The sequence below is a fragment of the Deltaproteobacteria bacterium genome, assembly GCA_016931625.1.
Taxonomy (GTDB): domain Bacteria; phylum Myxococcota; class XYA12-FULL-58-9; order XYA12-FULL-58-9; family JAFGEK01; genus JAFGEK01.
The window spans coordinates 1-23,484 of the sequence record JAFGEK010000121.1 but is presented as its reverse complement, the minus strand read 5'-3'; the positions used below and the strand labels follow the sequence as shown (position 1 = coordinate 23,484).

The window sequence follows — 23,484 nt, the reverse complement described above, 5'->3', positions numbered from 1 at the left end:
GAGCTTTTTAAAATAACGTTGTTGCTCCCGTTGCTCTTTAGTCTTATGGCGAGCTACTGGCGGTGCTCCCCAGAAAAATGAAATTTGCGGCGATGATAAATCACCAAGCCAGTCCGCCCATTTCTCTGCGTGGTGGCGAACGGCCAAAGCATCCGCATCGACTACAGCGGTTAATGGCTGGTTGTACCAAGCTACAAGAGCTTCTAAAAACATCGCCAGCGCTTTGGGATGTGCAGGTGTAGGCGGCATTAACGCTTTTAGCGAAATACCTTTGCTTGCCTGTGACAGCATTATGCGCGTGTGAAACTGCTCGGGTTCTATCGATAACCATAGGCACGACATGAATTATTACCTACAACGCCTGCGGCGACATGCCGACGGGTGGCGCATTGAAGTTCACTGCTATTTGAGTACCTACGGTGCTGATACCTTGCTGAGTCATTTTTTGGTGCTTGGCGTAACTGCGCTGACGATCTGCATGATTATGACGACCTAGTTTGCTTTGTTGATGACGACGGCTTGAAGCGCGCCATTGCCTACGACGGGCTTGTATTCGACAAGTTGATGAACAATAGCGCTGACCGTGATCACAGCTTCGGCATAGAAAAAACTGTGATTTACAGTGTCGACAATATCTTACGCGAAGTAGGTCCACCTTGCTGTCGCAGACAAGAACTGGACAGCAGGATGAAAATAGCCGATAACCACTTACGTTCTTATTGGCGGGTTCCATCCGCTTGGGGTGACTAAGCCATTTACTTAGTTGCCCCTCTTGTTCTGTCGACAAAAATTACTTTGTATTTAAATTTTATTGATTGCCAATTTTATACACTACCGTACTTTTGCGTGATCTCTCGCTCTCTACATGATCACTCTACCGCGCTTTTGGTTGATCGTTTCCACTTATGGCAAATAGCATTGCTATGGTGGGCAGCATAAAAACCCAGGATGATAAAAATGATTTAAGCCAAGATGACATTTTGTTAATCTCCCCTTAATAATAAGGCCAACTTTTTTGCACTATCATAAAATGTAGTGCTTGATAGGTAATGGTATACTACACAGATAGCAGCATTTTGGGCTAGGTGTTTTAATAATTTTTGAAAAGAACTTTTAAGTCAAAAATATTAAGATTATCAGGCTAGTTTGTTATTCTGCGGTAGTTATTAAATCTACCGCAGAATTCAATACTTATTAAATCATATTTGTAGTTTTTAGGTGTTGGATATTAGCTTATTGCAACATTATAAAGACCAATAATTCTATTAACGAAATGAATTGATGTTGTATCTCCATCAATAACCTCAGATGTTGGGACATTCGGTAGACAAGCTAACGCTTGGAGCATTAGTAGTGCTTTTCTTCTTATATCTTCAGGTGAAGTTGGTAAATTATTATATAGACTTCTCAGTTGACTATTGAAAGTTGCTTCGTCCATTGTATTGATTTGACCCATAAACGCACCGAATTCTTCGCTAATTTCAGTGGCAAAATCCATTGATAGAGCTAAAGCGACATTTTCATTGTTAGAGAAATATGACTTGCTCACTGGTGGTCTAATAAACGTCCAACCTTCTAATACGCTTTGTGCGGATAATTGCACACGGTCTCTAATTTCTTGCACAATAGAAGCATTATTTAGATTTGTTGTATAATTATTTTTATATTGCGTAACATTACCAGCATAAGTCCCGCTAGCCCCAATCTTAAGCACTAAAGAGGCCTCTAAAGCTGCGACTGTGGCAGTTAATGTGTTATTTGTGTCTTGCAGCTCAGTAATCGTGATTTCTTGTTGATTAATGGTGTCTTGTTGTTCGTTAGATTTTGCTGCACATTGGCTATTTTGTTGTTCTAAATCAGTAATATTTTGAGTATAGGTGGTAATTTGGCTTTGCAGGGTGGCAACTTGCTGCTTTTCGGTAGTGCATAAGCTATCAACACTTAATGCGGTATATTTACCGATTTATAGGGAACACTGTCTTTAATAATATCTCTTCTTACACCGGTTTCTCGTTCAATACGGTGTTATAACCAGCAGAGACGACCAAGTGCTAAAATTTGTTGTTGTTTTATTTCGCTCAAAACGTTGCTCATTATCGCGCTAGGTCAAAGACTAACGCATCGGTTAATGTCTCGGTTTATGGTTTTCTATATGGCCGGTTTTGTGGTGAAAACTGAGGATATTTTTTTAAACTTCTTGTAATTTTGATATTTTTGCAATGGCTTTATAGTCACGATCAGAATGAAGAACTGCAATATTATGTTCAATTGCGAGTGCTGCGATAATACAGTCTACAGTACTACGAATAGTTAAGCCTTTAGTACGTGCAGTTCTATAAAGCGATGCAGCATCAATGTATGTTTTAGGATATATTGGCTCAATAAATGGAAATGCTCGCAGAGAACTTAATACTTTTAACGATTGACGTTCATTAGTACAACCACGCAAAATTTCTGTAACTATTAAACCTGTTATAAAAATAGATGAATCACTTTGGATTGATTCAGTAAGAAAATTAGCTGCTTTCGAATTATTTCCTCTAAAAAAATCAATCCAAGCTGATGTGTCAGGCAAAATACCTATTGAATTTAATACGCTTTTAGTCTCTCCAGACACTTAAATCACCATCCCAATCAACCTTACCTCGTAATTTTAATATGCTTTGTCGTTTTGCCCTTTGTATAAATGTTTTAAGAGCAAGATGAACTATTTGTTTTGTAGTCGTTAAACCACTTAAACGCATAGCTTCTGCAACTAGCTTTTCATCTAAGACAATATTTGTTCTTTTCATGTGTATATTTTACATAAAACATACACATTATACAAGTCTTAACTCCCATCAATTTAAATTAATAACAATAATCACGCCATTGCCGCCGATATTTTATCCTGTATATTTCTCTATTTTTACTGAGGCGAATTAACGCCCAAACCATTATTTATTAGACAACTCTATTCAAATATTGTCATCAAATTTAAAATTTAAAATATAGTCCGCTTCTTTTTAGGCCCGCTTGCGTAACCTAATTCGTGAAACATTGTTACGTAATATTCTTCTGTATTTTCAAAGTAGACATGCCAATTAGAAATTGAACCCCACATTTCGGTGCCTCTATAGCAGAGAGTGACTTATCTTTGAGTATATTAATTGCTAATTGTTTTAATTGCACATATTCATCAATTACAATTTTTAACGCGTTTTTGCTGTAATAGTTTTCTAATTGAAATAATTTAGTGAATAATTTTATAATATTTTCTTGAAATAATTTGGTGAGCTCAGGTGGCGTAGGTGATGAGTTGAATATTATTCCGATGAGAATAGTGTAATCTAATGGTTTACAGTTTTCTTCGCAGATTTGTATATGATCCCAATTATAATTAAGCCAGTTCTCATATCCATTTGTTGTATCAACTGGTGTTACCACTATTTCTTTCCTATAGTTGTGGGCATAGTAAGGCTGTTTTGAAAAAACATTGCTAATATCATTTAAAGCCACACTCAATCATTATTTGACAAACAAAATCAATTGGTTTCTGCCACTAACAGCAGTAGCATAGTAGGGGAGGTAGATTAAAAATAAATTGAATCAATATATATCCTATTGCTTTAAAATAGCAAAAACGTAATCGTTAGATAATGCGCCGACGGTTAATGGTGTCTGGTTATAAAACAAGTAGCCACGAGAAAATAGTATGCATGAAGATATGATCAACGCCGAAGATATACATACCCCTGAGCAAAAAATATTTGGTAGCAGTTTTGCCGCAGACATAAAATTTAAATATCCATGGCGTGCATATCAAGCACGTGTGTTGCAAGAACTTGAGTATCATCTTAAAGATGATCGGCTACATGTGGTGGCCCCGCCGGGTTCGGGCAAGACCGTTTTGGGGTTAGAGGTCATGCGGCGCCTTGGTCATCCGGCGTTAATATTAGCACCCACGGTAGCTATCAAACATCAGTGGCTAAAACGATTTAATGAACTTTTTTTATCAGCCCCAGCAACCAATTTAACAAGTACAGATATTAGTGCGCCAAAATTATTAACTGCACTGACCTATCAAGAATTGCATACCAAGATGCGCCAACAAGCAAAAGATGAGTTACAGCTTATTGCTTCATTGCAGGCAGCTAAAGTTCAAACCATAGTTTTAGATGAAGCTCATCATTTGCGCAAAGCCTGGTGGGACAGTCTGATTAGCTTAGTAGCAGCAATTAAAAGAGTACATATTGTTTCACTTACAGCTACTCCACCTTATGACGTCGATCACAAAGAATGGAGTCGCTATATCGAACTTTGTGGTCCTATAGATGCACAAATTAGTATTCCTGAATTAGTAGCTGAAAAAAATTTAGCACCACATCAAGACCTTATTTCAGTAACCACTCCGATTGAGAGTGAAGCAAATGAGTTACGTCAGTACCGCGACACCATAAAGCAACTGATCTTTTCGTTTCCTGATGATAATCCCGAGGTAATATACGCTGTTTCACAACACCCTTGGATTGTTGATCCATTGCAACATGTAGAAGAGGTGCTTGAGTCTCCTGATTATTTTTCAGCTATGCTGGTGTTTCTGAAACACTGGCACTGGCAGATCCCTGCAGCGTGTATTGAATTGCTCGGCGGTGTAGATACTAAACTGCCCGCATTTGACCTAAAATGGGCGGAGACTCTCTGGCATCATATTTTACTTTGTGATCGTGACCGTGAGTGTTTTGTTGTTGTCGAAGAGATTTTAAAAAAAATTGAAAAAATTTTACGTCGTTTAGGAGCCATAGAACGACGAAATACTAACCTGTCATCACCAAGTGTAATTAATAAAGTGTTACTTGAGAGTGTCGGCAAACTTGAGGCGATAACTGAGATTACAAAAATTGAATGGCAAACACTTGGCGTCCAACTACGTGCAGTGGTGCTGGCCGATAATATTCGTGCTGAAGTCATGCCTGCCTTCATTGATGATATAAAACCGCTTGAGGTTTTAGGCGTAGTCCCAATTTTTGAACGACTGCGCCGAGAATATATTGTTGATATACCGTTAGGAGTATTAACCGGATCCTTAGTTATCATTCCTGCTACTGCTGCAGTAGATTTACAAATTGCCGCCACCTTAGAAAATGAAGATGCCAACGAGCTTACTTTTAAACCACTAGCCCACGATCCAAATTATTTGTTGGTGTCAAACAATGGCGGTTTACGTAAAAAAATAGTGACTTTGGTGACCGCGTTATTTCGTGAAGGTCATATTAAAGTTCTTGTTGGCACGGCAGCACTATTGGGTGAAGGTTGGGATGCACCATCGGTAAATACTTTAGTGCTCGCTAGTGAAGTGGGCTCGTTTGTGCTTTGTACGCAAATGCGTGGTCGAGCTATTCGTATCGACCCACGCTGGATGGAAAGCGCGTATGCAACAACTCGTCTATTTTACTGATAATGAAATTGCCAAAACCACGGTGTGGCGCTGAAATAGTAATTATGACCATGGAATGTTAATATTATACACAGTGTAATTAGCCTACACTGAGCGACGATGTCTTACATGTAAAGGTATGGATGTTGCTGAACATACAAATGCGCACACCTGCAGGTTTTATGGCGATTTTTTTTATTACCGAGTAAGCTTTATGGCAACTGGAGCTAGTAAAAAAATTACTAAACGCACAACTCAAAGCAACTCCTGCAAAACGTAAAGTCAGGCAGGAGTGAGGGTGTCATAAATGCACAAGACTAAGATCTCATTGAGTCATGCGAAAAATCAAACAGCAGTTAATGGTGTTTCGACAAATTCATCGGTACTAAGAAATACTTCATATTCAGGAAGAGAGCTTGCTGAATTATTTGAGCAGATGGCGCAAAAACGTCGCAAGACTAACAAAGAATCTAAATTTATTGAATGTGTATACGACAATACTTGGAGTCCCGAATTACAAACCTACAACGCATTGTTTGACGTATACGGTCCTGAACGAGCACTTGCACCATTAGAACTTCGTCGTCCCCATCGTGATGGTTTTTATGCTTTAATTCGCAAAGAGAACCGACCTGAATGGATTGCTGAGATCCAAGGCTTTTTTTGTGGCTTATCGACCATTGGTTTAGATGGTGGAACTATTTATCAAGCAACATGGGAAGCATTGCCTGGTGATACAAGTCAGGTCATACGTACAGATCAAAACGAATGGGGAGTAATACCAGTTTCACTATCGATTATCTCATGGCTTGCTAATGCAATCCAACGCTACGTAAAAGACACAGACGAATCGCAGCCAATCCAAAAAATAGTGAGAAATAGTGAAAGAGATCTAATGAATAGATTACAGTCTCGCATCCCTTTACAAAATTTTCATCCCCGCACATTTTGGTTGACGCGGGTATTTACCAAACTCGGCCAAGATTGGAAAAGTGTTTTAGCCTATGCTGCAAATTATAATGACTGGAAAGATGAAGCTCAAGAATCTACACGTAAACCAAATTTAGCAGCCTATTGGCTTTGGTCTCATTGGTTGCTTAAAAACTTAACAGAACTTGAAAGCTTGCTCCACGATTCTTCGCATTTTGAAAGCCCAGTTGTTGAAGAAACGCGCGAAATTATTCAAAAACTAATGAAAAGAAGGTTAGTAAGGCTGGGCGAATTAACTGAAGAGGATTTGTTCGGTGCCCAAGAAGAAATAGCACGACTGGCGCCACCGTTATTACTGGCGCCATCACAAAAAACTGCTGGTACTAAGAGTGCTATTGGTGGCTCAGTAAAGACAAGCAATACTAACATTGCTTCACAGTTATGGCATGATTTAGAAAATGACACTCAAAGTAAAAAGGCGCTTGGTTTGCTACAAATGTTAGAGACCAAGCATCAAACTGACGAGTCATTTTTTTTAGAACAAGACACTATTATTGATCAACTTAGCACCTTGGTTGATAGTCGTTTTGTTCCACTACTTACATCAAAGATTGCCGCCGCTTCAGCGTATGAAGATGAAGACCCTAATGCGACACCAGGATTACTGCTGGCATTAGCGAGATCATCAAATACTTTTCATACCTTCGAATCTTCGATAAAGAATATCTCAACAAATAATTTTGGTCCACGTCGTATGGCTGAGTTAGCTAATGCCTACGCATGTTTTAATGATTCACGCGCTACTAATTGGTTGGCTGAGCGCGCACGTTTATTTGTACACGCCATCATTAAAGACCCATGGCAGCAAGAAGAAAGCGATGATGCTTTTCGTGCTCTGTGCGAACGTAATGTTGCAGTCACACATGAACTACTTACTACTTTATTAGAAGAAGTGAAGCTTGAGGGTTTAGGCTACACTATCGCAATATTTGCTCTTGACTGTGTTGACGTGATGCGACCGCGCCAGTGTGCTAAAGGGGTAGAGCGCTTGTTTAATGAGCTGCAAGATCCCAAAGCAGCCCGAGTTTGGGCGCATTTAGAGCCGGCTGAGGCTAAGAAGAAACTGAGTAAATATCTGGAACAAGCGTGTAAAAAAGATAACGAGAAACTTAAAATTGCAGCATTATCAGGCTTATTAATTTGTGCACCTAACTTGGTTAGAGAAGATGTACAGCAAATTCTTGATGAGATCCAAAATTTAAAAACACTTCAACAACGTGAAATAGATATCGTCGGACCGCTGCTGCTAGGTATGGCTGAAGACCCCCGTCATACCTCAAAACATATTGCGATACCGTGGATGACACATACTTTTAAACCACCAGCACAAGAAAAAGACGCGGTTGAATCAATTCAAGAGGTAGCAAAACAAGCTTCAGGTAATTAGGTAGTGTTCTTAAATTAAAACGCCATTGGGGTCGCTTTAATAAGCAATCCTTGAGAAATGGTGCCTGGCACTTTAATTATCGGGGACCAAGTGTCATTGGCTAACTCAACTAAGGGAAGAATATGTGAACAATCATTTGTCATTTTAAAAATTACTTGCAGAAATCCTAACAGTTCTTCAACTTGTTGGTTTAATTAAAGTAAAAACAAAATCTACTGATATTACTATTTCAGGTGCTGATACGTTAATAGCAATTAAAGTTGAAAGATTATCAGAATACTCATTTTCAGTTCATAAAACCTTTTGGGCGGCACTTGGGCTTTCAAAAAAAAATCAATAATCAGTAGTATTAACCTGATGAACTAATTGTTGATAATTTTTACACTTTGTCTGTTTAGCGTAGATATTTTGTTATATCTCAAAATATAAATTATAAAATAACTCTAATAGCTTACTCCCCAAACAACTCCTCAACATTACTAACCAAAAACGCTCGCTCCCAATATTGCGCTAATAAATCAGTATCACCACAAGCAAGAATACGGGCAGTATCTTCATCACTAAGCGCTATATCGCGTCGCTTTAATACATCGATTATAGCGTGGGCCCGCGCCCGTGCTTCGCCTAAAGCCTCTCCTTCTTGCAACCCCTCGGCACGGCCTTCCGCTCGCCCCTCTTGCTTACCCTCAGTATAACGTTGTTCACCGCGCTTATGCACAAAACGCCGCACTACTTGCTGCCAAAGCTCTAGCGCTTCTTTATCTTGAATATCATCAGGTGGTGGCGGCAGCTCGTTAAGATCAACTTCTTCGTCAATATTAGGTAGCTCGCCTATTGCATCAACACCAAAATATGAGGCCAACTTTTCAAGGCAAACCAAGCGCACTCGTTTAGCAAAATTACATACGCGAGAGCGCATTTGAATCAGTTCAGTTTGATCGATATCGTATTTTAGTGAGTATCTCGCTTCAATATAAGCACGTTTTAGCAAGTCAAAATAATGTTTATCTTCATCAACACTACGTGCTAGTGAGGGCTGCAACAATTGGTGATGTGGTTCAGCATAGGCTGCCAGCAACTCTAAATTGTGGGTGCGATGTTTATAGCCATCATAAACCAAAGTAACCGCATGAAAATAGCGCTCGGCTGCTTGATGCAACAAAAACGCTGCCATCCGTCGCTCAGCAAACGGAATGTGATGTGACACGTTCCATAACGAAGTAGCGCTGGCAAACCAGGTTTTAAAATAACCTTTAGTTAAATCAAAACGCTCTTTAATGGTAGCCGCTTTTGGTTTTGCTAGCTGCACATGATGCGAATCGTATAGCACAATGCCTTCACGTATTATGTCGGCAAAGAAAAACTGCCCCATACGAATTTCGCGATTGAGTTCAGCAATATCATGACGAATGAGCGAGACGGGGGTCTTGCCTGCAATTTGTTTAGCTTGCTCTTCTATACCAGAAAATAATTTATAATTAGTCGCTTCTTGAACGCTCTGGGTTACAACTAATAAATCATAATCAGAGCGATAGCCGGTGTTAAGATCAATGACAAAATCACCCCGAGCATAACTACCAAATAGCAGCAGTATTTGTACGGCATCACTCGCAGCAAACAAGGCGGTAATCTCATTAAGCTGCCTTTGCACTTCTGGTGGCAATATACCTATGGCTTCTATCGTCTGCGGACTCATCTAATATGCGGTTTTGGAACATTCGGTAATGAGATGCAATGGTTAAGCAGAAAATAGTAAGAATATTAATGGTCTTTGACACCAAAAAAGTTTAAAGATATCAATGGGTTTTCTTGATAGTCATATTATCATTGAGCATTTATCTTTTACCTGCAAAAATGGTGCAATGAATTTTTTAAAAATATTTAGCAATAAGAGGCGAAAAGACCGTCTTGGTACTATTAAGCCATCATCACTGCGCGATTCTTTAGTTGTGTTGATTAATTATTTTAATCAGCAAGATATTAAATATGCACTGGTTGGAGGAATTGCATTAGCTGCGCGAGGCGTTGTACGTGGCACCAGAGATATTGACTTTCTAATAGACCAGCAAGATGCGTTGAAGGTACACGAGTTAATGTCTAAACTGGGATTTTCCAGTTTAAATCAAGGTATTAGTGTTATTAGTTATTTATTAGAACGTTTACGTGTTGATTTTTTAATTGCGCGTCGTGAGCGTGGGCATAGTATATTAAAACGCGCGCAGTTAGTTTCTGTAAGTAAAAATGTAATGGCCAAAATTGTTACGCTTGAAGATTTAATTTGTTTAAAATTACAAGCAGTTGTTGAAGATCCTCAAAGAGGGCGCGATCGTTTAGACATTATTGAACTCTTGCGAACTCAGCATGCGCACGTCAGTATTGATAAAATACGTGAAGAAGCCATTAACTTGGGAGCAGAAGGTGAGTTTAACGAAATCCTCAGCAATATTGACTAAGGGAGCAAAACTCAAAGCGAATGATGAAGTTAGAGCACTGAAACAGCGCAATGAATTTCGCCAAGCAGCATTACTTCCAAGAATTTCCTCAGCAGAACAAGGATTAGTCGAACTTTGGGATTTGTTAGATATGCTTTCAATATTCGCAGCTAAGCAACAACCCAATCACAATATTATTAAAGATTTTAAAAGGCCACTCTAATTATTGTAATTAATCAAACAATGCTAAGGCTTTTTCGATGAAGCAACACTTACATAATCCCATTGACGGCAATGGTGAAATTTTTAAAAGCCCCACCAAGCTTTCATCGCTACAAAAAAACGCTAGACTAGAAGTTGATGATTTTACATTTGCAGATATCTATACCAATATAGAATATAGTGAAAATATATGGGTAGAAAAAGCTTGTGATCTTGCTATTGAATCAGTCAAGCATGGCGGCGGACCATTTGGTGCTATTGTATTACAGCTAGATAGCAATACCAATGAAATCATTAGATATTGGCAAGCTGTTAATCTAGTAGCTCATTTAAACGATCCGACTGCCCATGCTGAAATTATGGCTATACGAAGGGCAGCGCATTCTTTAGGAGTCTATCACCTCAATCAGATAGATAAAGCTACTAACAAGCTACCACAGCCAGGACCACTATCGCGATGTTTACTAATTAGTAGTTGTGAACCATGTCCCATGTGCCTAGCCGCGATTTATTGGGCAAAAATCGATGAAGTTTATTTTGCCGCTACACGTTTTACTGCTGGCCAACCCCAAATTAATTTTTCGGATGCCTTTATTTATAATGAACTTGATAAACCATATTATGGGCGTCAATTAAAAATTGGTAAATGTGTTGCAAGTAATGTAAATGCAGCTTTTAAGTTATGGCAAAACTCTAACAATAAGCCGTATTAATTAACTAAATTGACAGTCGCGATAAATGCTTTAATAACCGAGAATATTTTAAGATTTACGATAATTACTTGATCTACTATAGTTATCCCACTGATATTTTATCAAAGTTCATAAGTTAAATATGCAGTGTTTTCTGATATAATCAGATATATGCGAAAAATTATAAGTAGTAAAGAATTAGATATAGGTATTATCAGTGATGTAGTCGTATTGCATTACAAAGATAATGCAACTGTTGAAGGTATACAAATCATCTCTAACGCTCAAATTGAGCAATATATTACTAACGAAAAAGTAGATGTCGTCGTCGTGCTTGACCAAGTTTCAAAACCGCCGAACGAAGAGGTTAGAAAAAAAATACAAAATGATATTTTAAATCATTTTGCCAAAAAAATTAATGCGCTTGCTTTTGTTATTAGAGGTAATAGTTTTTTTAAGGTGGGAGCACGTGCGGTTATTTCTGGGATTTTGCTTTTTACAAAAGTAAGTTTTTCAACAAAAGTTGTAAGTACTATTGATGAAGCACTTACTTGGCTTAAAACAGTAACATCGCATGATTATGTTGATCAGCTTAATCAGGATATCCGCACCGATATAGAATTTTTTTGCAAAACCAAAGAAACTATTACCAGTTAAATCAAGAACCGGTACATATTGCTGCGCCACCGATGCACCGATTTCAATTAAATGATTTGGTGCATTGTTTTCTGAACTATTTATATTCATTATTAAATATGCAACGCTTGTCCATTTAGTATATGTGCTGCTTCGGCAACTACTTCAGAAATAGTGGGATGCGCATGCACCACTTGGGCAAGCTCTTCGCTGGTGATTTCAAGACGCAAGCCAACCCCTGCTTCTGAAATAAGTTCAGTAGCGTGTGGTCCGATAATATGAACGCCTAATACTTCGCCGTATTTTTGTTCGCCAACAATTTTAATAAAACCTTCGGTTTGCCCTAAAATACGAGCTTTACCACTAGCGGCAAATGGAAACTTAGCTACCTTAACATCATAACCCGCTTCACGGGCAGCATGCTCACTTAGACCAACACTGGCAACTTCAGGTTGTGCATATACCGCTGATGGCATTTGATTATATTTCAAAGGATAACAATGTTTGTGAGCAGCATGATCTGCTGCCAAAATACCTTCTGCACTTGCAACATGCGCTAAAGCTATGGTGCGTACAATATCACCAATTGCATAAATATTGCGTACACTAGTGCGCATAAATTCATCAACTTCTATGTAACCGGCTTTATCTGTTTTTATATTGACGTTATCAAGACCCAAGTTTTGTGTTTGTGGCGTACGCCCCACTGCTACCAACAACATTTCAGCTTTAAGTAGTTGTGGCTCACCTTCTTTTAAAGCGACTTGTGCATGCACCTCATCACCAACAACCTCCGCTTTTTCAAGTTTGGCTTTGGTAAGTATTTTAATACCGCGCTTGGTTAAAGCGTGTTCAAGCTCAAAGCTAACTTCTTCATCTTCAAGCGGTAGTATATGGTTGAGCATTTCAATAACCGTAACTTCAGAACTACCAAGGCGTTTAAATAATGAAGCAAACTCGATGCCCACCGCCCCTGCGCCTAAAACCAGCAAGCTTTTTGGTATAGCGGTAAGCTCGAGAATTTCATCAGAGGTAACAATCTGATGACCATCGACTTTTAAAAACGACAATTGTTGTGGTCGTGATCCGGTAGCAATTATTATATGCTGGGCTTGGTGGTTTTGTTTTTCACTGGTGGTATCATGCACAACTACCTCATGTTCATTAACTAGCTCGCCATGGCCAACAAGCACCTCAATATTATTTTGTTTCATTAAATAGCTAACGCCAGCTGCAGATTTTTGAATTGCTTTGCTACGACTTTTTTGCACTTTTTGAAAATCAATACCCTTTAACTCGACATCAATGCCAATATCTTTAGCGCTTTTCACCACGGTTAAAACATCAGCAGCATGCAGCAAAGCTTTGGTAGGAATACACCCGCGTAACAAACAAGTACCACCAAGACGTTTCTCTTGTTCGACCACTGCTGTTTTTAGGCCGTTTTTAGCGGCGCGAATTGCTGCAACATAACCGCCAGGACCAGCGCCAATAATAATAACATCGTAGTTAGCCATATAGGGTCTTTAGCTCTATATAAGAGTTATTGGCAACCAGCTTTACGTCGTAATCTTTTAATAACTATGTCGCCATACAGCCATAAAATACTGATAAAAGAGTACATAAATAAAAAAGGTCGGCGATGTAATGGTTGCAATCTAATCCAAGGCTATAATAAGAGTGTAGTCAAAGTCAAAGTCAAAGTCGGGATATTAAGCCTGAGCGGATCAGGATGATACGCTTGATTAAAAAGGGGTCGATGCCCACTTCATTTTTGGCACCTCCTAATCACTTTTATGGCCGCGATGAATTTGTCGCGCGTTTCAAGTCTCGTCTTGAACACTATAACTTCTTTATTTATGAAGGTATTTTAGGTAGTGGTACAACTTCTTTAGCTCGACGTTTATTACGTGAAACCAAAGCTGTTGGTTTAAAAGGCTCTTTATTTTTGCGCCTAGTTCCTGGTGAAGGAGTCAATTCGATTTTAGCCAGGGTCGAAGCTTTAACTCGTGGCAAAACCATTATTAATGTTGATCGACAAGGTGACCCATTTTGTCGTTTGATCGAGACTCTTAATAATCACAAATTGGTCTTACTTTTAGATGGGTTAGAGCATTTTCGTAAAGAAGATTTACCTGCCTTGGTACGCTCGCTACGAGCAGCCAAAGGTTCATTTCGTGTTATTGCCACTAGTCATGGTGAACCAGAGCTATCAGCTATGGATGCCATGCTTTTACATAAAGAACGTGTCGGCCAACTTAGTGCAGAAGAAACTCAACATATTGCACTTGAAGCTAAGCTTGAACCTGTAAACATAGAAGCTTTAACGGCAGACGCTGCACGTGGTGGGGCTTGTGCACAACCGTTAACTTTACGTTTCATTATATCACTATGTGGTAATGTATTGCCCCCAAAAGAATTGCTCGAAGCGCAGACAGCCCGATCGGTTAATGCTTTTCGTGCTATTATGGCATTCGCGGAACAAAACCTAAAGCAAGAAGAGAAAGATGCTTTAAACACTATCGCTGCTATTGGCGAACCAGTATCACGCGAAGTTGCTGTTCAAGTTGCTGACAATATTGTTACTAAATTATTAGCCAAAGGCCTGCTTGATGATATTGATGGTGATGTTTATATTCATCAGCTTACAGCAAACTATTTCGGACAGAATGAAAATCTCAACTCAAAGCAAGCTATCATTTTAGCTACGCATTTAGCAAAACGTGGCCAAAGTCGTTGTGAACCTGTAAGCCTTATTCGAGCTGGCAAATTACTAGCCCAAGCTGAACATCTTGAACAAGCGGTGGCGACGTTATCCGATAGCTGGGATACAGTGCGTGATTTAGGTTTTGGTGAGGCGTATTTACGTATTATCGCCTCGATACCCGCTACTGGCACTCTTGCGCCTCGCTTAGCTTTGCTTTCAGCACAAGCACGTATACGTCAAGGCACAGCTGCCCATGTACGTGAAGAACTCGAAAAACTTGCAAAAGAACAAGATGGATGGACACGCATACGAGCTCTGGCAGCGTTAATATCTATTTATGATGAATTAGAAAATTTCGAGCTAGTGGTAAAAACATTTGAAGCGTTACGTAAAGAAAGCGTTGAACCAGAGTTACTTATTCCGGTTGGTCCAATCGCAGCAGCAGCAATGGTTAAACTTGGGCATGTTGCAGAGGCTGAAAAACTTGGCAAGACTTTATTGCAGCGTCTTAAAACCGGAAAAGACCATGCACGCCATGGCGAGTTGCACAGATTATTAAGCCAGGTTTATGCCCAAATGGGCAATCTTGCTACAGCAATTAAGCAAGCTGATTTAGCTTCAAAAAGTTTTGATGCCGCTGGTGACCTTTATCATGCGGCAACAGCTGTCGGCTTTATAGGTGATCTATATCGCGAGACTGGCGATTTTGAGTTAGCGCAAGCTGCTTTCAAACGTTTTCATGAGTTGGCGCAAAAATGGGGTGATCGCAACCTCATCCAAATAGCCGAGCTTACTGAGGCATGGGTAGCTTTAGATATTGGTGATCTCACTAGCGCGCAAAAGAATATTTCTTTAGTAGAGCGTAATTTATCGGCCACTGCTAGTCGTCGTTTACGTCGCTATCTTGCTGCTGCAAAAGCGCTACTTGAGGTTGGTCGTGGTCGTCATGAAGCTGCTGCTGAAATGCTACCACGGGTAGTAGAAATGTGGGACGCCTCTGGCCCCCGTACTGTTGCTGACATGTTGCGCACTCATTTAATTCGTTCATACATCGCGATTAACCGTATTAATGAAGCAAGTCGCATTGTTGATGAATCTTTAGCACGTCTTGACCCTAAAACCGCAGCTCCTCGTGTTGCCATGTTTTTACGAGAAAGTGCATTGATCCGTCTTCGACGTAAAGATAGCAAACAAGCAATTGCTGAACTTTCACAAGCCTGCAAACTATTTAATGCTGGCGGCAATCGTCGCGAAGAATCTCATACTCTTTATCGTATTGCTCATGCGGCATTTGAAGAAGGCGAAGTTGCTCTAGCTAAAGAGCGTGCCAAAGAAGCATTAGCATTGGCTAACCGTATTAAGCATTCACGTGTTGTAGCCTTAGGCAGTGAATTATTGGCGCGCATAAGCTTATATGAAAGCGATATTAAAAATGCAGTATCTCTTGCGCGTAATGCTCTAGCCGCGCTTAAACGTTTGGGTGATGAAATAGGCACCATGCACGTTTCTGAGTTATTACTAGCAGCACAAATTATAAGCGGAGATTTATCCTCTGCTTTGCGTTTAGGACCCCGTCTTGCTGTGCAGGCGGATGCTTTAGGTGTGCGAGAGGTTCGTATTCGTGCCATTGCTTTGACTGGTGTTGCATTAATACGTAAAGGCAACTTAGATGCAGCGCAACGCTGCTTTAGAGAAATTCCTGATACCGTAGTATCGCAGCGAACCTCTGCTTTAATGTGGCGATTTGGTGAATCATTAGCACAATTGTTGGGTAATAGTGCTGAAGCGGCTGAACGTTGTGACCATTGGGTTGCAACACTGCACAAGCTAACCTTATTACGGCAAAACAGTATTGTACATTCTCTTGAACAACTTGAATTACCTCCACGTCAGCGCTGCCAACTTTACGCTCATTCTGAAAAACGTTTAGTTGGAAATGAGACAGCAAGCATCATAGATATTAATAATCGTAACTTTGTGCTTGATTTATTACACCAAAGAGGTTTCTTTGCTGGAAAGCCACTTAAACTTCCGAGTATGCAAGCACAAATCATATTCGCACAAATAGTAGATGCTTTGCCGAGTAAACTTACCATCACTGATGCAACTAAAATACTTAATAGCGATATTGCTGACCCTGAAGTTGAAGAGTTTTTGCATCCTTTAATTAAAGAGTTACAAAAAGCATTCCATGGCGTCAAAGATTTTAATCTTGAAGTAAAAGGTAAAAACTTCACGTTGAAACTTCCTCATGATTACATCATCATTATACCAATGCAGTTGCTTATGGGTGAGCTTAATAGCGAGCAACAAAAAATTCTGAAAATTTTGCGTCGTGGCGGAGACAACACAGTTAGTGCGATCGCCAAACAATTAAAGATTACTCTACCGCAAACTAAAAAGGTTCTTGAGACATTAATACGTGGTGGGATAGTTGATTCTATACGCAAAGGCGGCACTCAAGTTTATCGGGTAGTTTAAATCTGAAGTTCAAACTATAAAACCATCTTTACCCCAGCGAGTTCACCAAGCATCGCATAAATGCTCAATACCTGCTTAGCATTGGGTACGGTCACCACCATGGTTACTGCCAGATGTCGTCCACCTGAACTCTCACGTGTAGTTATAACTAGTGTAGTTTCTCGCCCAAGTGCGTTGACTGCTACTTGCGCTACCTGGGCTATAAATGCTGGCGAGTTTTCGCCGATTACTTTAAATGTAAATGGGCAAGGAAATTCATGGGTTTGATTAAGTAGCTCGATAGTTTCAGTGCGGTTTTTTAAATTCATAAGGCAAGACCGCTTAACACTCTTAACTGTAAAACGCCAAATGTTTGGTTGGGGCTGATCTGCAATGCAATTGCGGATTTGTCACGAAGCGTATAACATGTTGTAATTATAAGATAAAATGCAAATTAGTTTAATAATTCTGCTTTTGTATTGATCAATAAGCACTATAAATTCTTTTTATGCGGTGACTTCGTTTGCATTGACTTAAGCGTTTCAGCACTCTCAGTATCTGGGTTTATCCAGGTTATTTGTTTTGCTAACTTTGCGCCTGTTGGCTGTTTATTTAAGATCTCTAATATTTTTTGATCTCTTGTAATAATTATCTTATCTGCTGCTAGGGCAGCTTTTAATAAACATAAATCTTTTTGAATTTTTGGTTGGTCATTTTTCGAATAACATTTTATATCTATTGTAAAAGTAGCAGAAGTAACAGTTTGCATAGGTTTACGACGCGCAGCCATCGAACACAGCCATTTGCTAGTAAATCGGCTTTTATGTTTAGACCATTCTTTTTTAATTTCATCATTTACTGCTATGCGATGACAAATTTCAAGAATACTATTGAGATATTCGCGACAGGCCGACGAAACAGGATGTTGCGTTTCACCAGCAGAACGCGCCACTGATGCATCTACAACTAATAACCGACTTTTTTTCATTAACGCAAACCAGAATGCTTGGCTTCAACGGCATCAAGATATGACTGTTCGGCATCAAGCTCGATATTATCAAAATCCGCTGGCCAATCACCATAAGCGCCATCGTCATCAACCATTGCTGTTTGCACACAGGTTTCGCCGTACTTATTTCTTTGTAGCCAATGCATGGCAACATCTTCTTTATTTAATTTATTTTTGGCGATTAACGTTTGAATTTCACGTAACAAAATAGAACTATGGGTTTCAATAACAGCTACCACACCCCGTTTGACTGCTTCACAAAAAATACCCGCAAGCTTTCGTTGCGCTAATGGATGCAGATGAATTTCTGGCTGTTCTAAATAGACAAGCTGACCTGGTCGAGCTGCTAATAAAGCTACTAAAACTGGCAGCGCTTGTGAAACACCAAAGCCAACGTCAGCAATGCTAACCAAATCTTGAGCACCACCTTTACTACTATGGCCTAAGCGACCGACCATTAATTCGACCTGAGTATCATCAATAGATTCAGCCCTTACTTTCCAGGTTAGCCCCATTGTTTCAAGGTCTTTAGCTAGTTGCTTTAATTTGCTTTTACCACCATTGCTTTGCCATTCGGCAATCACACTTGCTACATATTCTTCAAACGTACCAGGGAAAAACGGACCACCAGCAGTTCTTGGATAAGTTCGCGAAGGATTGCCACGCAGACCTGGAAGGTGAATTACATCTTCAATAAGTGGTATCAATATGTTGCTATTAGATATAGAGGGTAAATTATAGAATATATCATTTATTTTTTTATGATTAATAAGTAACGACAAGTCAAAAAAACAACGTTTACGTTCTACCTGCCATTGTATGTCTCCTTTTATTTTTATAACTTTATTTACCAACTCCAACAAATATGGCGGAAGTATTTTTAATATATCATCTATTGACATTTTTTTAGTTATTTGTGCTTTAATGACATCTTTTCTAAATGACATCTTTTCTAAATCAAATCCCTTACTCTTTTTATAGCAAAACACTAATTCGAATGTTGCACCCTCTAATAAAGTTATTTTGATTGAAAAAACTCGTGTTCGTGTTTTTTTATTTAAATTTGCACTTAAAACTTGCTCGCCTTTGGTAAAACGCACATTGGGTCCGTCAAGTAGTAATGCACCTGGATCACCTGGAGATTCTAGTGTTTGTTTAAGTAATAAGAGCGGTTGCATAAAACTCGATTTGCCTGAGCTATTGGCGCCTGCAAGAATCGTTAAAGGCCTAATATCTATACTTTGTTCTGACCCGATCGACTTAAATCCTTTTATGGCAATTTTTGCTATTCGATTTTTTGACTGTGGCATAGCCAAGCTCCTAACATCTGAACAATATTGTTATCTATGCTGATTTACAGTTGTTTTCCACAATTTAGATGAAAAAAATGCAGATAGGGGGTTAATTAGTCACCCAATCTTCACAAGTTACTATGGGTAGCCCCACCTTACGTGTTAATTTTTCGATAGCAACAGCTCGCTCAAGGCTAGGGCGAGTTCGCCCAGAAAGTAAAAAGCTAATGCTATGATGTGATAATTCAAGCTCATCGGCAAACTGCCCTGCTGATGACCAGTGGGCTTCAATATGTTCAGCCAATAGACGCCGACCGCGAGAGTTGAATGTATCACGGCGATTATGCACCATGATTACATTAAAACAATAAAACGCTTGCAATTACTATGTAACCATAGTTACATAATTGTCATCTTATGTCTTCTACAGCGAACAAAGGCAATGATTGTTTTATATTAGAAGAACTATGCATTGCTATCGAACGCGTTGAAGCTTTGGCAAATGCCGCTAATGAGTCTTTATCGAGCTTGCCTTTTACTGCTGACATTCAAACTCAAAAACAAATAAGACGTTTATTTCGTTTAGTAGAAGCAACGGCAGAAGAAGCGACTAAGGCACTGGCGCAAGTAGAGTCTATTGTAAATAAATAGCATGTCTACATGGTTTCTATTTGCAATTCTTGTTGCTACATTAATCTCTGCAGCAGCTTGGTTTGGTGAAATCATCTTACTTCGTGAAGAACTAGCAAAATGTATTGCTCCTAAAAGAATTCGCGCCAAGCCAGGGTTACTTTGGGTAATTATTTTTTGCGTAATAATTGCTACGGAAATTGTAGTATTTAAGATGCATTAGCTGCATTATTATCTGCCTCTTTTTTATCTCTTGATTTGTGAATGATGTCGATTCCTGCTGCTGTCGCTAAAATTTTAGCGTACTCATCTAGATTTTTTCTAAGAAGTTCAAGTTCATCACGAAACGTTTGATAATACTCCCAAAGACGCTCATGTTGTCGTTGTGACAGAGCTTGTTGAGTTTGGCGTGCTTCGTAAGAATTCAATAGTGGATGCCATTTAGCCAAGAATGGACGTAAAGACTTATTCAGCATTGCAATTGCAATTTCACCAAACGAAAGTGTGTTACGCTTTAATTGTGTTCCCCTTTAACCGCTCCCATTACCCTATCGGTATTCCAGCCAACAAGTGCATCGCCATAACGCTCTAAAGCATAAGGAATATCAGCATCGGTTGCTCCACGTACAAAAACTCCAACTATTCTTTTGCCTTCTCGCTTGGCATATTCGATTTCCCAGGCTACATATTCGCTATCACTTGTGCCCTTGCCAATTAGTACTATAAAGCATCCCGCCCAACGTATACGGGGGGCTAAAATCTCTGCCTTTATATATTCAGGATTTTTTGTATTATTTGGCTTTCTACTATCTATCGAAGCATCTTTAATTTCGTAGCCATTGTTCTTAAGCAAATCGGTTAAGGCGTGCAATTCTTCATCATGCTTGTGAATATGACTAATGAAAACATTATGGCAAGTTTGTTCAGTCATGATAGTTAAATATACATCAATATAAATTAATTTTTTTTGCATTTTTGCATAGATCAAATCCATCGAGCATGTGATGCTCTTTGCGCTAACAGTTTAAGTCGCCAAGTTGTATTACAAATTTGGGATGTGCATGTTGATCTTCCCCAAAATGATGGATTACCCCAATCGGCAGATATACCATGCAACATTATGTCGATGCTCAAAGTGCGCAACAGCTCTCATGAGTGGACGCAGATCATGCGTAGCAGTGATATATTTCGTGGACTACCCTACAATTTTTTACAGTTTACAACTCTACAGGAAATAATGGCCGGGTGGCTTGGTGTTGCTGTCGGTAGCTTTCACCATTGGAGTGATAGTCTACACCTATATACTAACGAGCTGAATTGTTTTAGCTGTCTTGAAAAAGTAAATCTTGCATCCAATACTGATTCGCTTGCTACTGATCCAGCGCAAGGCAATACACTTATCAATGAATTATTCCGACGCATGGATGAACTAACAGCACAGGATGTCGACGACAACTATCTTGATTCACTTGCAACATTACCAACAGCCCCAATAGCATATCAGAACTTATTGCTTATTCTCGGTGCTGAATCAGCACGCCGTCGTCATTATTTAGATTTAGCACAAGCGCTTATGAATAAATGTACTAATCCACAATTATTGCAAGCTTGGATGGGCTGGTGGCAACGTACCCAATCAAAGCAAAGTAGTGTTGCAATATCAACTTCTAGACTAAAAGCGCAAAAAGTTGCTTGGGGTTAATTAAAGCTAGATAACGAACTAATTAAAAATTTTGACTAATACACCAATAGCAGTAGCCAACGCAGTTATTACAGCAGTAGCAAAAGCACCTGTAGTAATTGCTTTCCAATTAGCAACAGTCGCACGCAGTTCTTCAACTTCTTTTTTTAAAGTTGCTGGCGATACAACTTCGCCTTGCAATCGCATTACATCTTTGGAACTGATGCTTTGTTGACCTTGGCTATTGCCTTTATATTCATTTTCGTCTGGTATATTTAATTCATAAAACCAAATCAAAAATACTCTTTTACCTACATTCAATACTATAGCTTCAGGGCCAGCATTATATACCGAGAACTTAAGTCGCCCTTTAAAACCAGGGTCAACATGAAATCCAGAAACATTAACCAAGCCACTTAATTTGATCGACGACTTAATGGATATAAATGCTAAATAATTATTGGGAAGATTGATCTCTTCTTTAGTAAGCAGTATTGCAAATTGTCCTGGGGGAATACGAATTTGCTCACCATCATTATATTTTTTTTTGATACCTTCTGGCGAAGTAATAAATGCCTCGTCTCCTAACTTAAGCTCGTAACAGGCACATTGTGCAGAATTTGTGTCTGCATCGCTAACAAGTGCTTGCATACTATTGTTTAATCGATCTCTTATTTCTTGTGTTGTTAAAAAAGGCATAATGCAAATCCCCCCTCTTTGCTCTGCTGTGATCTAATTCAAGGGTTTGAACCGATCATAAATTCTAACTTCTGCTGACGTGGTTGACGCTTAGTTATAATATTTGACTGACTATTTTGTAAAGACAAAGGAATATTAAGACCCCATTTTGGTGGATACCATTGCGGCACTGGAGTCAATTTAGGTACATACTTTTGCTTAATACGCGTACGGTTAGATTCGCCTATTATCTCTGGGTGTACTACTCGTGCATATTTACTTAGTTCACAAAATAAATTCTGGCAATCAATGAGTTGTAAAGGGCGACCCCAAAGATTTTGAAATTTTAAATTTAAACGTTTAAACTCATATTCAGCATGCTCAGCCATAATACGGATAATATCGGCCTCACTTAATCCTGCTGTATCAATAAAACACTTACGAATTCCATCGCGTGCACCTGGTCCAGCTATAACAAAATCCATCTCTGAAAAATTCACTACCTCACTATAATTGAGATCTATGGTAAACTGAAAAGCTAGAAAATCACCTAATGAACGATAGTTCACCAGTATATTAAAAACATCGGCAAGAGCTTTTGCTTTATTGACTTTTGTTGCAACACCATCACGCATCATAAATTCTAAAAGTTTTAAATGATTACGATGTTTGCGCGCATCACCGAAGGCTGGTGATGGCATAATATACGCAGCAGAATATATACGCTGTCCATCTGCTAACACTGCATCTAATATTTTCGCGTAGCGTTCAAAAGCAAAAGTTTTCCAAGTAAGTTGACCAAGATTATCTTCTAATACATTCCATGTTTCGATACGATTAAATATTTTAAATAGCAAAATCCGAAATACAACTTCATCATTAGAGTGCAACCCATTATAAATAACATGGCGAATTAAATATTGACTTACACGGTCAGAAGCACGGTACACATTGGTGAAACGATGTGATGCCAATACTTGATCATTTGTCCAAGGGGGAGGATTACCTGCTACTCGCTGCATAAAAAGCGCCTGCCGTTGTGAAGCAAAACGCCAATAAGTGTCAAAAGCAGGAGAAGTGATAAGAACACGGCCTGCTTCTAAAGTAATGTTATAAGGTTTTTCACGAAAATAGGAAGGTGAGCTCATATTGTTGAGGCCATAAGTAAGTTCTCAATAAATACTGGCGAAACATTGGTGTCATCTCGAACGTAGTGAGAGATCTTTTTTATGCTTTTAAATATAAGATTTCT

26 protein-coding genes are annotated in these 23,484 nt (G+C 39.2%); 10 read left to right on the top strand and 16 right to left on the bottom strand.

Annotated features, from left to right (window positions below; translation table 11 throughout):
- From JW841_10690 to JW841_10665, 6 genes are all read right to left on the bottom strand, one after another.
- On the bottom strand, positions 1–342 hold a 342-nt coding region (locus JW841_10690), incomplete at its 3' end, for a hypothetical protein (GenBank protein ID MBN1961403.1).
- A gap of 10 nt (positions 343–352) precedes the next feature.
- The gene (locus tag JW841_10685; GenBank protein MBN1961402.1) at positions 353–655 is read right to left on the bottom strand and encodes a hypothetical protein; all 303 of its coding nucleotides are present in this window, start codon (positions 653–655) and stop codon (positions 353–355) included.
- Positions 656–1,228: 573 nt separating this feature from the next.
- A complete protein-coding gene (locus JW841_10680) occupies positions 1,229–1,714 on the bottom strand; it encodes a hypothetical protein (GenBank protein ID MBN1961401.1) in 486 nt (161 codons plus the stop codon).
- A gap of 474 nt (positions 1,715–2,188) precedes the next feature.
- Positions 2,189–2,617, bottom strand: a complete 429-nt coding sequence (locus JW841_10675; GenBank protein MBN1961400.1) for a PIN domain nuclease — start codon at positions 2,615–2,617, stop codon at positions 2,189–2,191.
- The gene (locus JW841_10670) at positions 2,601–2,792 is read right to left on the bottom strand and encodes a type II toxin-antitoxin system VapB family antitoxin (GenBank protein ID MBN1961399.1); all 192 of its coding nucleotides are present in this window, start codon (positions 2,790–2,792) and stop codon (positions 2,601–2,603) included. The genes JW841_10675 and JW841_10670 overlap by 17 nt, the downstream gene beginning before the upstream one ends.
- 250 nt (positions 2,793–3,042) lie before the next feature.
- On the bottom strand, positions 3,043–3,498 hold the full coding sequence (locus tag JW841_10665) for a hypothetical protein (protein ID MBN1961398.1): 456 nt from the start codon (positions 3,496–3,498) through the stop codon (positions 3,043–3,045).
- A 196-nt stretch (positions 3,499–3,694) separates the two neighbouring features.
- Between JW841_10665 and JW841_10660 the strand changes: the two genes are divergently transcribed.
- A complete protein-coding gene (locus JW841_10660; protein ID MBN1961397.1) occupies positions 3,695–5,437 on the top strand; it encodes a DEAD/DEAH box helicase family protein in 1,743 nt (580 codons plus the stop codon).
- A gap of 286 nt (positions 5,438–5,723) precedes the next feature.
- A complete protein-coding gene (locus JW841_10655) occupies positions 5,724–7,793 on the top strand; it encodes a hypothetical protein (GenBank protein ID MBN1961396.1) in 2,070 nt (689 codons plus the stop codon).
- A 451-nt stretch (positions 7,794–8,244) separates the two neighbouring features.
- Here the strand turns inward: JW841_10655 and JW841_10650 are convergent, their stop codons facing one another.
- Positions 8,245–9,489, bottom strand: coding sequence for a HEPN domain-containing protein (locus JW841_10650; protein MBN1961395.1), 1,245 nt, complete (start codon positions 9,487–9,489; stop codon positions 8,245–8,247).
- 103 nt (positions 9,490–9,592) lie between these two features.
- Here JW841_10650 and JW841_10645 point away from each other — a divergent pair, with 103 nt between their 5' ends.
- From JW841_10645 to JW841_10630, 4 genes are all read left to right on the top strand, one after another.
- Positions 9,593–10,246: a nucleotidyltransferase gene (locus tag JW841_10645; GenBank protein ID MBN1961394.1), complete on the top strand. Its 654-nt coding sequence runs from the start codon at positions 9,593–9,595 to the stop codon at positions 10,244–10,246.
- The gene (locus JW841_10640; GenBank protein MBN1961393.1) at positions 10,212–10,448 is read left to right on the top strand and encodes a hypothetical protein; all 237 of its coding nucleotides are present in this window, start codon (positions 10,212–10,214) and stop codon (positions 10,446–10,448) included. The genes JW841_10645 and JW841_10640 overlap by 35 nt, the downstream gene beginning before the upstream one ends.
- Positions 10,449–10,485: 37 nt before the next feature.
- The gene (locus tag JW841_10635) at positions 10,486–11,160 is read left to right on the top strand and encodes a nucleoside deaminase (protein MBN1961392.1); all 675 of its coding nucleotides are present in this window, start codon (positions 10,486–10,488) and stop codon (positions 11,158–11,160) included.
- 150 nt (positions 11,161–11,310) lie between these two features.
- The gene (locus JW841_10630) at positions 11,311–11,796 is read left to right on the top strand and encodes a hypothetical protein (protein MBN1961391.1); all 486 of its coding nucleotides are present in this window, start codon (positions 11,311–11,313) and stop codon (positions 11,794–11,796) included.
- A gap of 92 nt (positions 11,797–11,888) precedes the next feature.
- On the opposite strand, the gene lpdA is transcribed toward JW841_10630, so the two are convergent.
- Positions 11,889–13,292: a dihydrolipoyl dehydrogenase gene (gene lpdA, locus JW841_10625; GenBank protein ID MBN1961390.1), complete on the bottom strand. Its 1,404-nt coding sequence runs from the start codon at positions 13,290–13,292 to the stop codon at positions 11,889–11,891.
- Positions 13,293–13,534: 242 nt separating this feature from the next.
- On the opposite strand from lpdA, the gene JW841_10620 reads away from it, so the two are divergent.
- Positions 13,535–16,963, top strand: a complete 3,429-nt coding sequence (locus tag JW841_10620; protein MBN1961389.1) for a hypothetical protein — start codon at positions 13,535–13,537, stop codon at positions 16,961–16,963.
- A gap of 14 nt (positions 16,964–16,977) precedes the next feature.
- On the opposite strand, the gene JW841_10615 is transcribed toward JW841_10620, so the two are convergent.
- From JW841_10615 to JW841_10600, 4 genes are all read right to left on the bottom strand, one after another.
- Positions 16,978–17,271, bottom strand: coding sequence for a DUF493 domain-containing protein (locus JW841_10615; protein MBN1961388.1), 294 nt, complete (start codon positions 17,269–17,271; stop codon positions 16,978–16,980).
- Between the two features lie 164 nt (positions 17,272–17,435).
- Positions 17,436–17,930 (bottom strand): hypothetical protein, encoded by a 495-nt coding sequence (locus tag JW841_10610; protein ID MBN1961387.1) that lies wholly within the window; start codon positions 17,928–17,930, stop codon positions 17,436–17,438.
- Positions 17,930–19,261, bottom strand: coding sequence for an AAA family ATPase (locus tag JW841_10605; GenBank protein ID MBN1961386.1), 1,332 nt, complete (start codon positions 19,259–19,261; stop codon positions 17,930–17,932). Before JW841_10605 ends, JW841_10610 begins: the two co-directional genes overlap by 1 nt.
- 91 nt (positions 19,262–19,352) lie before the next feature.
- Entirely contained in the window at positions 19,353–19,595 is a 243-nt protein-coding gene (locus tag JW841_10600) for a hypothetical protein (protein MBN1961385.1), read from the bottom strand.
- Between the two features lie 65 nt (positions 19,596–19,660).
- On the opposite strand from JW841_10600, the gene JW841_10595 reads away from it, so the two are divergent.
- Both JW841_10595 and JW841_10590 read left to right on the top strand, forming a co-directional pair.
- A complete protein-coding gene (locus JW841_10595; protein MBN1961384.1) occupies positions 19,661–19,894 on the top strand; it encodes a hypothetical protein in 234 nt (77 codons plus the stop codon).
- Position 19,895: 1 nt separating this feature from the next.
- Positions 19,896–20,096 carry a hypothetical protein gene (locus JW841_10590; protein ID MBN1961383.1) on the top strand — a complete coding sequence of 67 codons (201 nt, stop codon included), beginning with the start codon at positions 19,896–19,898 and terminating at the stop codon, positions 20,094–20,096.
- On the opposite strand, the gene JW841_10585 is transcribed toward JW841_10590, so the two are convergent.
- Both JW841_10585 and JW841_10580 read right to left on the bottom strand, forming a co-directional pair.
- A complete protein-coding gene (locus JW841_10585; protein ID MBN1961382.1) occupies positions 20,083–20,349 on the bottom strand; it encodes a hypothetical protein in 267 nt (88 codons plus the stop codon). The genes JW841_10590 and JW841_10585 overlap by 14 nt on opposite strands.
- Positions 20,350–20,387: 38 nt before the next feature.
- The gene (locus JW841_10580; GenBank protein ID MBN1961381.1) at positions 20,388–20,804 is read right to left on the bottom strand and encodes a TIR domain-containing protein; all 417 of its coding nucleotides are present in this window, start codon (positions 20,802–20,804) and stop codon (positions 20,388–20,390) included.
- A 36-nt stretch (positions 20,805–20,840) separates the two neighbouring features.
- Between JW841_10580 and JW841_10575 the strand changes: the two genes are divergently transcribed.
- Entirely contained in the window at positions 20,841–21,575 is a 735-nt protein-coding gene (locus JW841_10575) for a hypothetical protein (protein MBN1961380.1), read from the top strand.
- 18 nt (positions 21,576–21,593) lie between these two features.
- On the opposite strand, the gene JW841_10570 is transcribed toward JW841_10575, so the two are convergent.
- Positions 21,594–22,253, bottom strand: coding sequence for a dUTP pyrophosphatase (locus JW841_10570; GenBank protein MBN1961379.1), 660 nt, complete (start codon positions 22,251–22,253; stop codon positions 21,594–21,596).
- A gap of 38 nt (positions 22,254–22,291) precedes the next feature.
- Positions 22,292–23,380 carry a hypothetical protein gene (locus tag JW841_10565; GenBank protein ID MBN1961378.1) on the bottom strand — a complete coding sequence of 363 codons (1,089 nt, stop codon included), beginning with the start codon at positions 23,378–23,380 and terminating at the stop codon, positions 22,292–22,294.
- Positions 23,381–23,484: the final 104 nt, after the last annotated feature.

Excerpts from the sequence above, each read along its gene's own strand:
- JW841_10670 (MBN1961399.1), bottom strand. The coding sequence starts at position 2,792 with ATGAAAAGAACAAATATTGTCTTAGATGAAAAGCTAGTTGCAGAAGCT.
- JW841_10660 (MBN1961397.1), top strand. The coding sequence starts at position 3,695 with ATGCATGAAGATATGATCAACGCCGAAGATATACATACCCCTGAGCAA.
- JW841_10655 (MBN1961396.1), top strand. The coding sequence starts at position 5,724 with ATGCACAAGACTAAGATCTCATTGAGTCATGCGAAAAATCAAACAGCA.
- JW841_10650 (MBN1961395.1), bottom strand. The coding sequence starts at position 9,489 with ATGAGTCCGCAGACGATAGAAGCCATAGGTATATTGCCACCAGAAGTG.
- JW841_10645 (MBN1961394.1), top strand. The coding sequence starts at position 9,593 with ATGGGTTTTCTTGATAGTCATATTATCATTGAGCATTTATCTTTTACC.
- JW841_10635 (MBN1961392.1), top strand. The coding sequence starts at position 10,486 with ATGAAGCAACACTTACATAATCCCATTGACGGCAATGGTGAAATTTTT.
- JW841_10630 (MBN1961391.1), top strand. The coding sequence starts at position 11,311 with ATGCGAAAAATTATAAGTAGTAAAGAATTAGATATAGGTATTATCAGT.
- lpdA (MBN1961390.1), bottom strand. The coding sequence starts at position 13,292 with ATGGCTAACTACGATGTTATTATTATTGGCGCTGGTCCTGGCGGTTAT.
- JW841_10620 (MBN1961389.1), top strand. The coding sequence starts at position 13,535 with ATGCCCACTTCATTTTTGGCACCTCCTAATCACTTTTATGGCCGCGAT.
- JW841_10615 (MBN1961388.1), bottom strand. The coding sequence starts at position 17,271 with ATGAATTTAAAAAACCGCACTGAAACTATCGAGCTACTTAATCAAACC.
- JW841_10610 (MBN1961387.1), bottom strand. The coding sequence starts at position 17,930 with ATGAAAAAAAGTCGGTTATTAGTTGTAGATGCATCAGTGGCGCGTTCT.
- JW841_10605 (MBN1961386.1), bottom strand. The coding sequence starts at position 19,261 with ATGCCACAGTCAAAAAATCGAATAGCAAAAATTGCCATAAAAGGATTT.
- JW841_10600 (MBN1961385.1), bottom strand. The coding sequence starts at position 19,595 with ATGGTGCATAATCGCCGTGATACATTCAACTCTCGCGGTCGGCGTCTA.
- JW841_10595 (MBN1961384.1), top strand. The coding sequence starts at position 19,661 with ATGTCTTCTACAGCGAACAAAGGCAATGATTGTTTTATATTAGAAGAA.
- JW841_10590 (MBN1961383.1), top strand. The coding sequence starts at position 19,896 with ATGTCTACATGGTTTCTATTTGCAATTCTTGTTGCTACATTAATCTCT.
- JW841_10585 (MBN1961382.1), bottom strand. The coding sequence starts at position 20,349 with ATGCTGAATAAGTCTTTACGTCCATTCTTGGCTAAATGGCATCCACTA.
- JW841_10580 (MBN1961381.1), bottom strand. The coding sequence starts at position 20,804 with ATGACTGAACAAACTTGCCATAATGTTTTCATTAGTCATATTCACAAG.
- JW841_10570 (MBN1961379.1), bottom strand. The coding sequence starts at position 22,253 with ATGCCTTTTTTAACAACACAAGAAATAAGAGATCGATTAAACAATAGT.
- JW841_10565 (MBN1961378.1), bottom strand. The coding sequence starts at position 23,380 with ATGAGCTCACCTTCCTATTTTCGTGAAAAACCTTATAACATTACTTTA.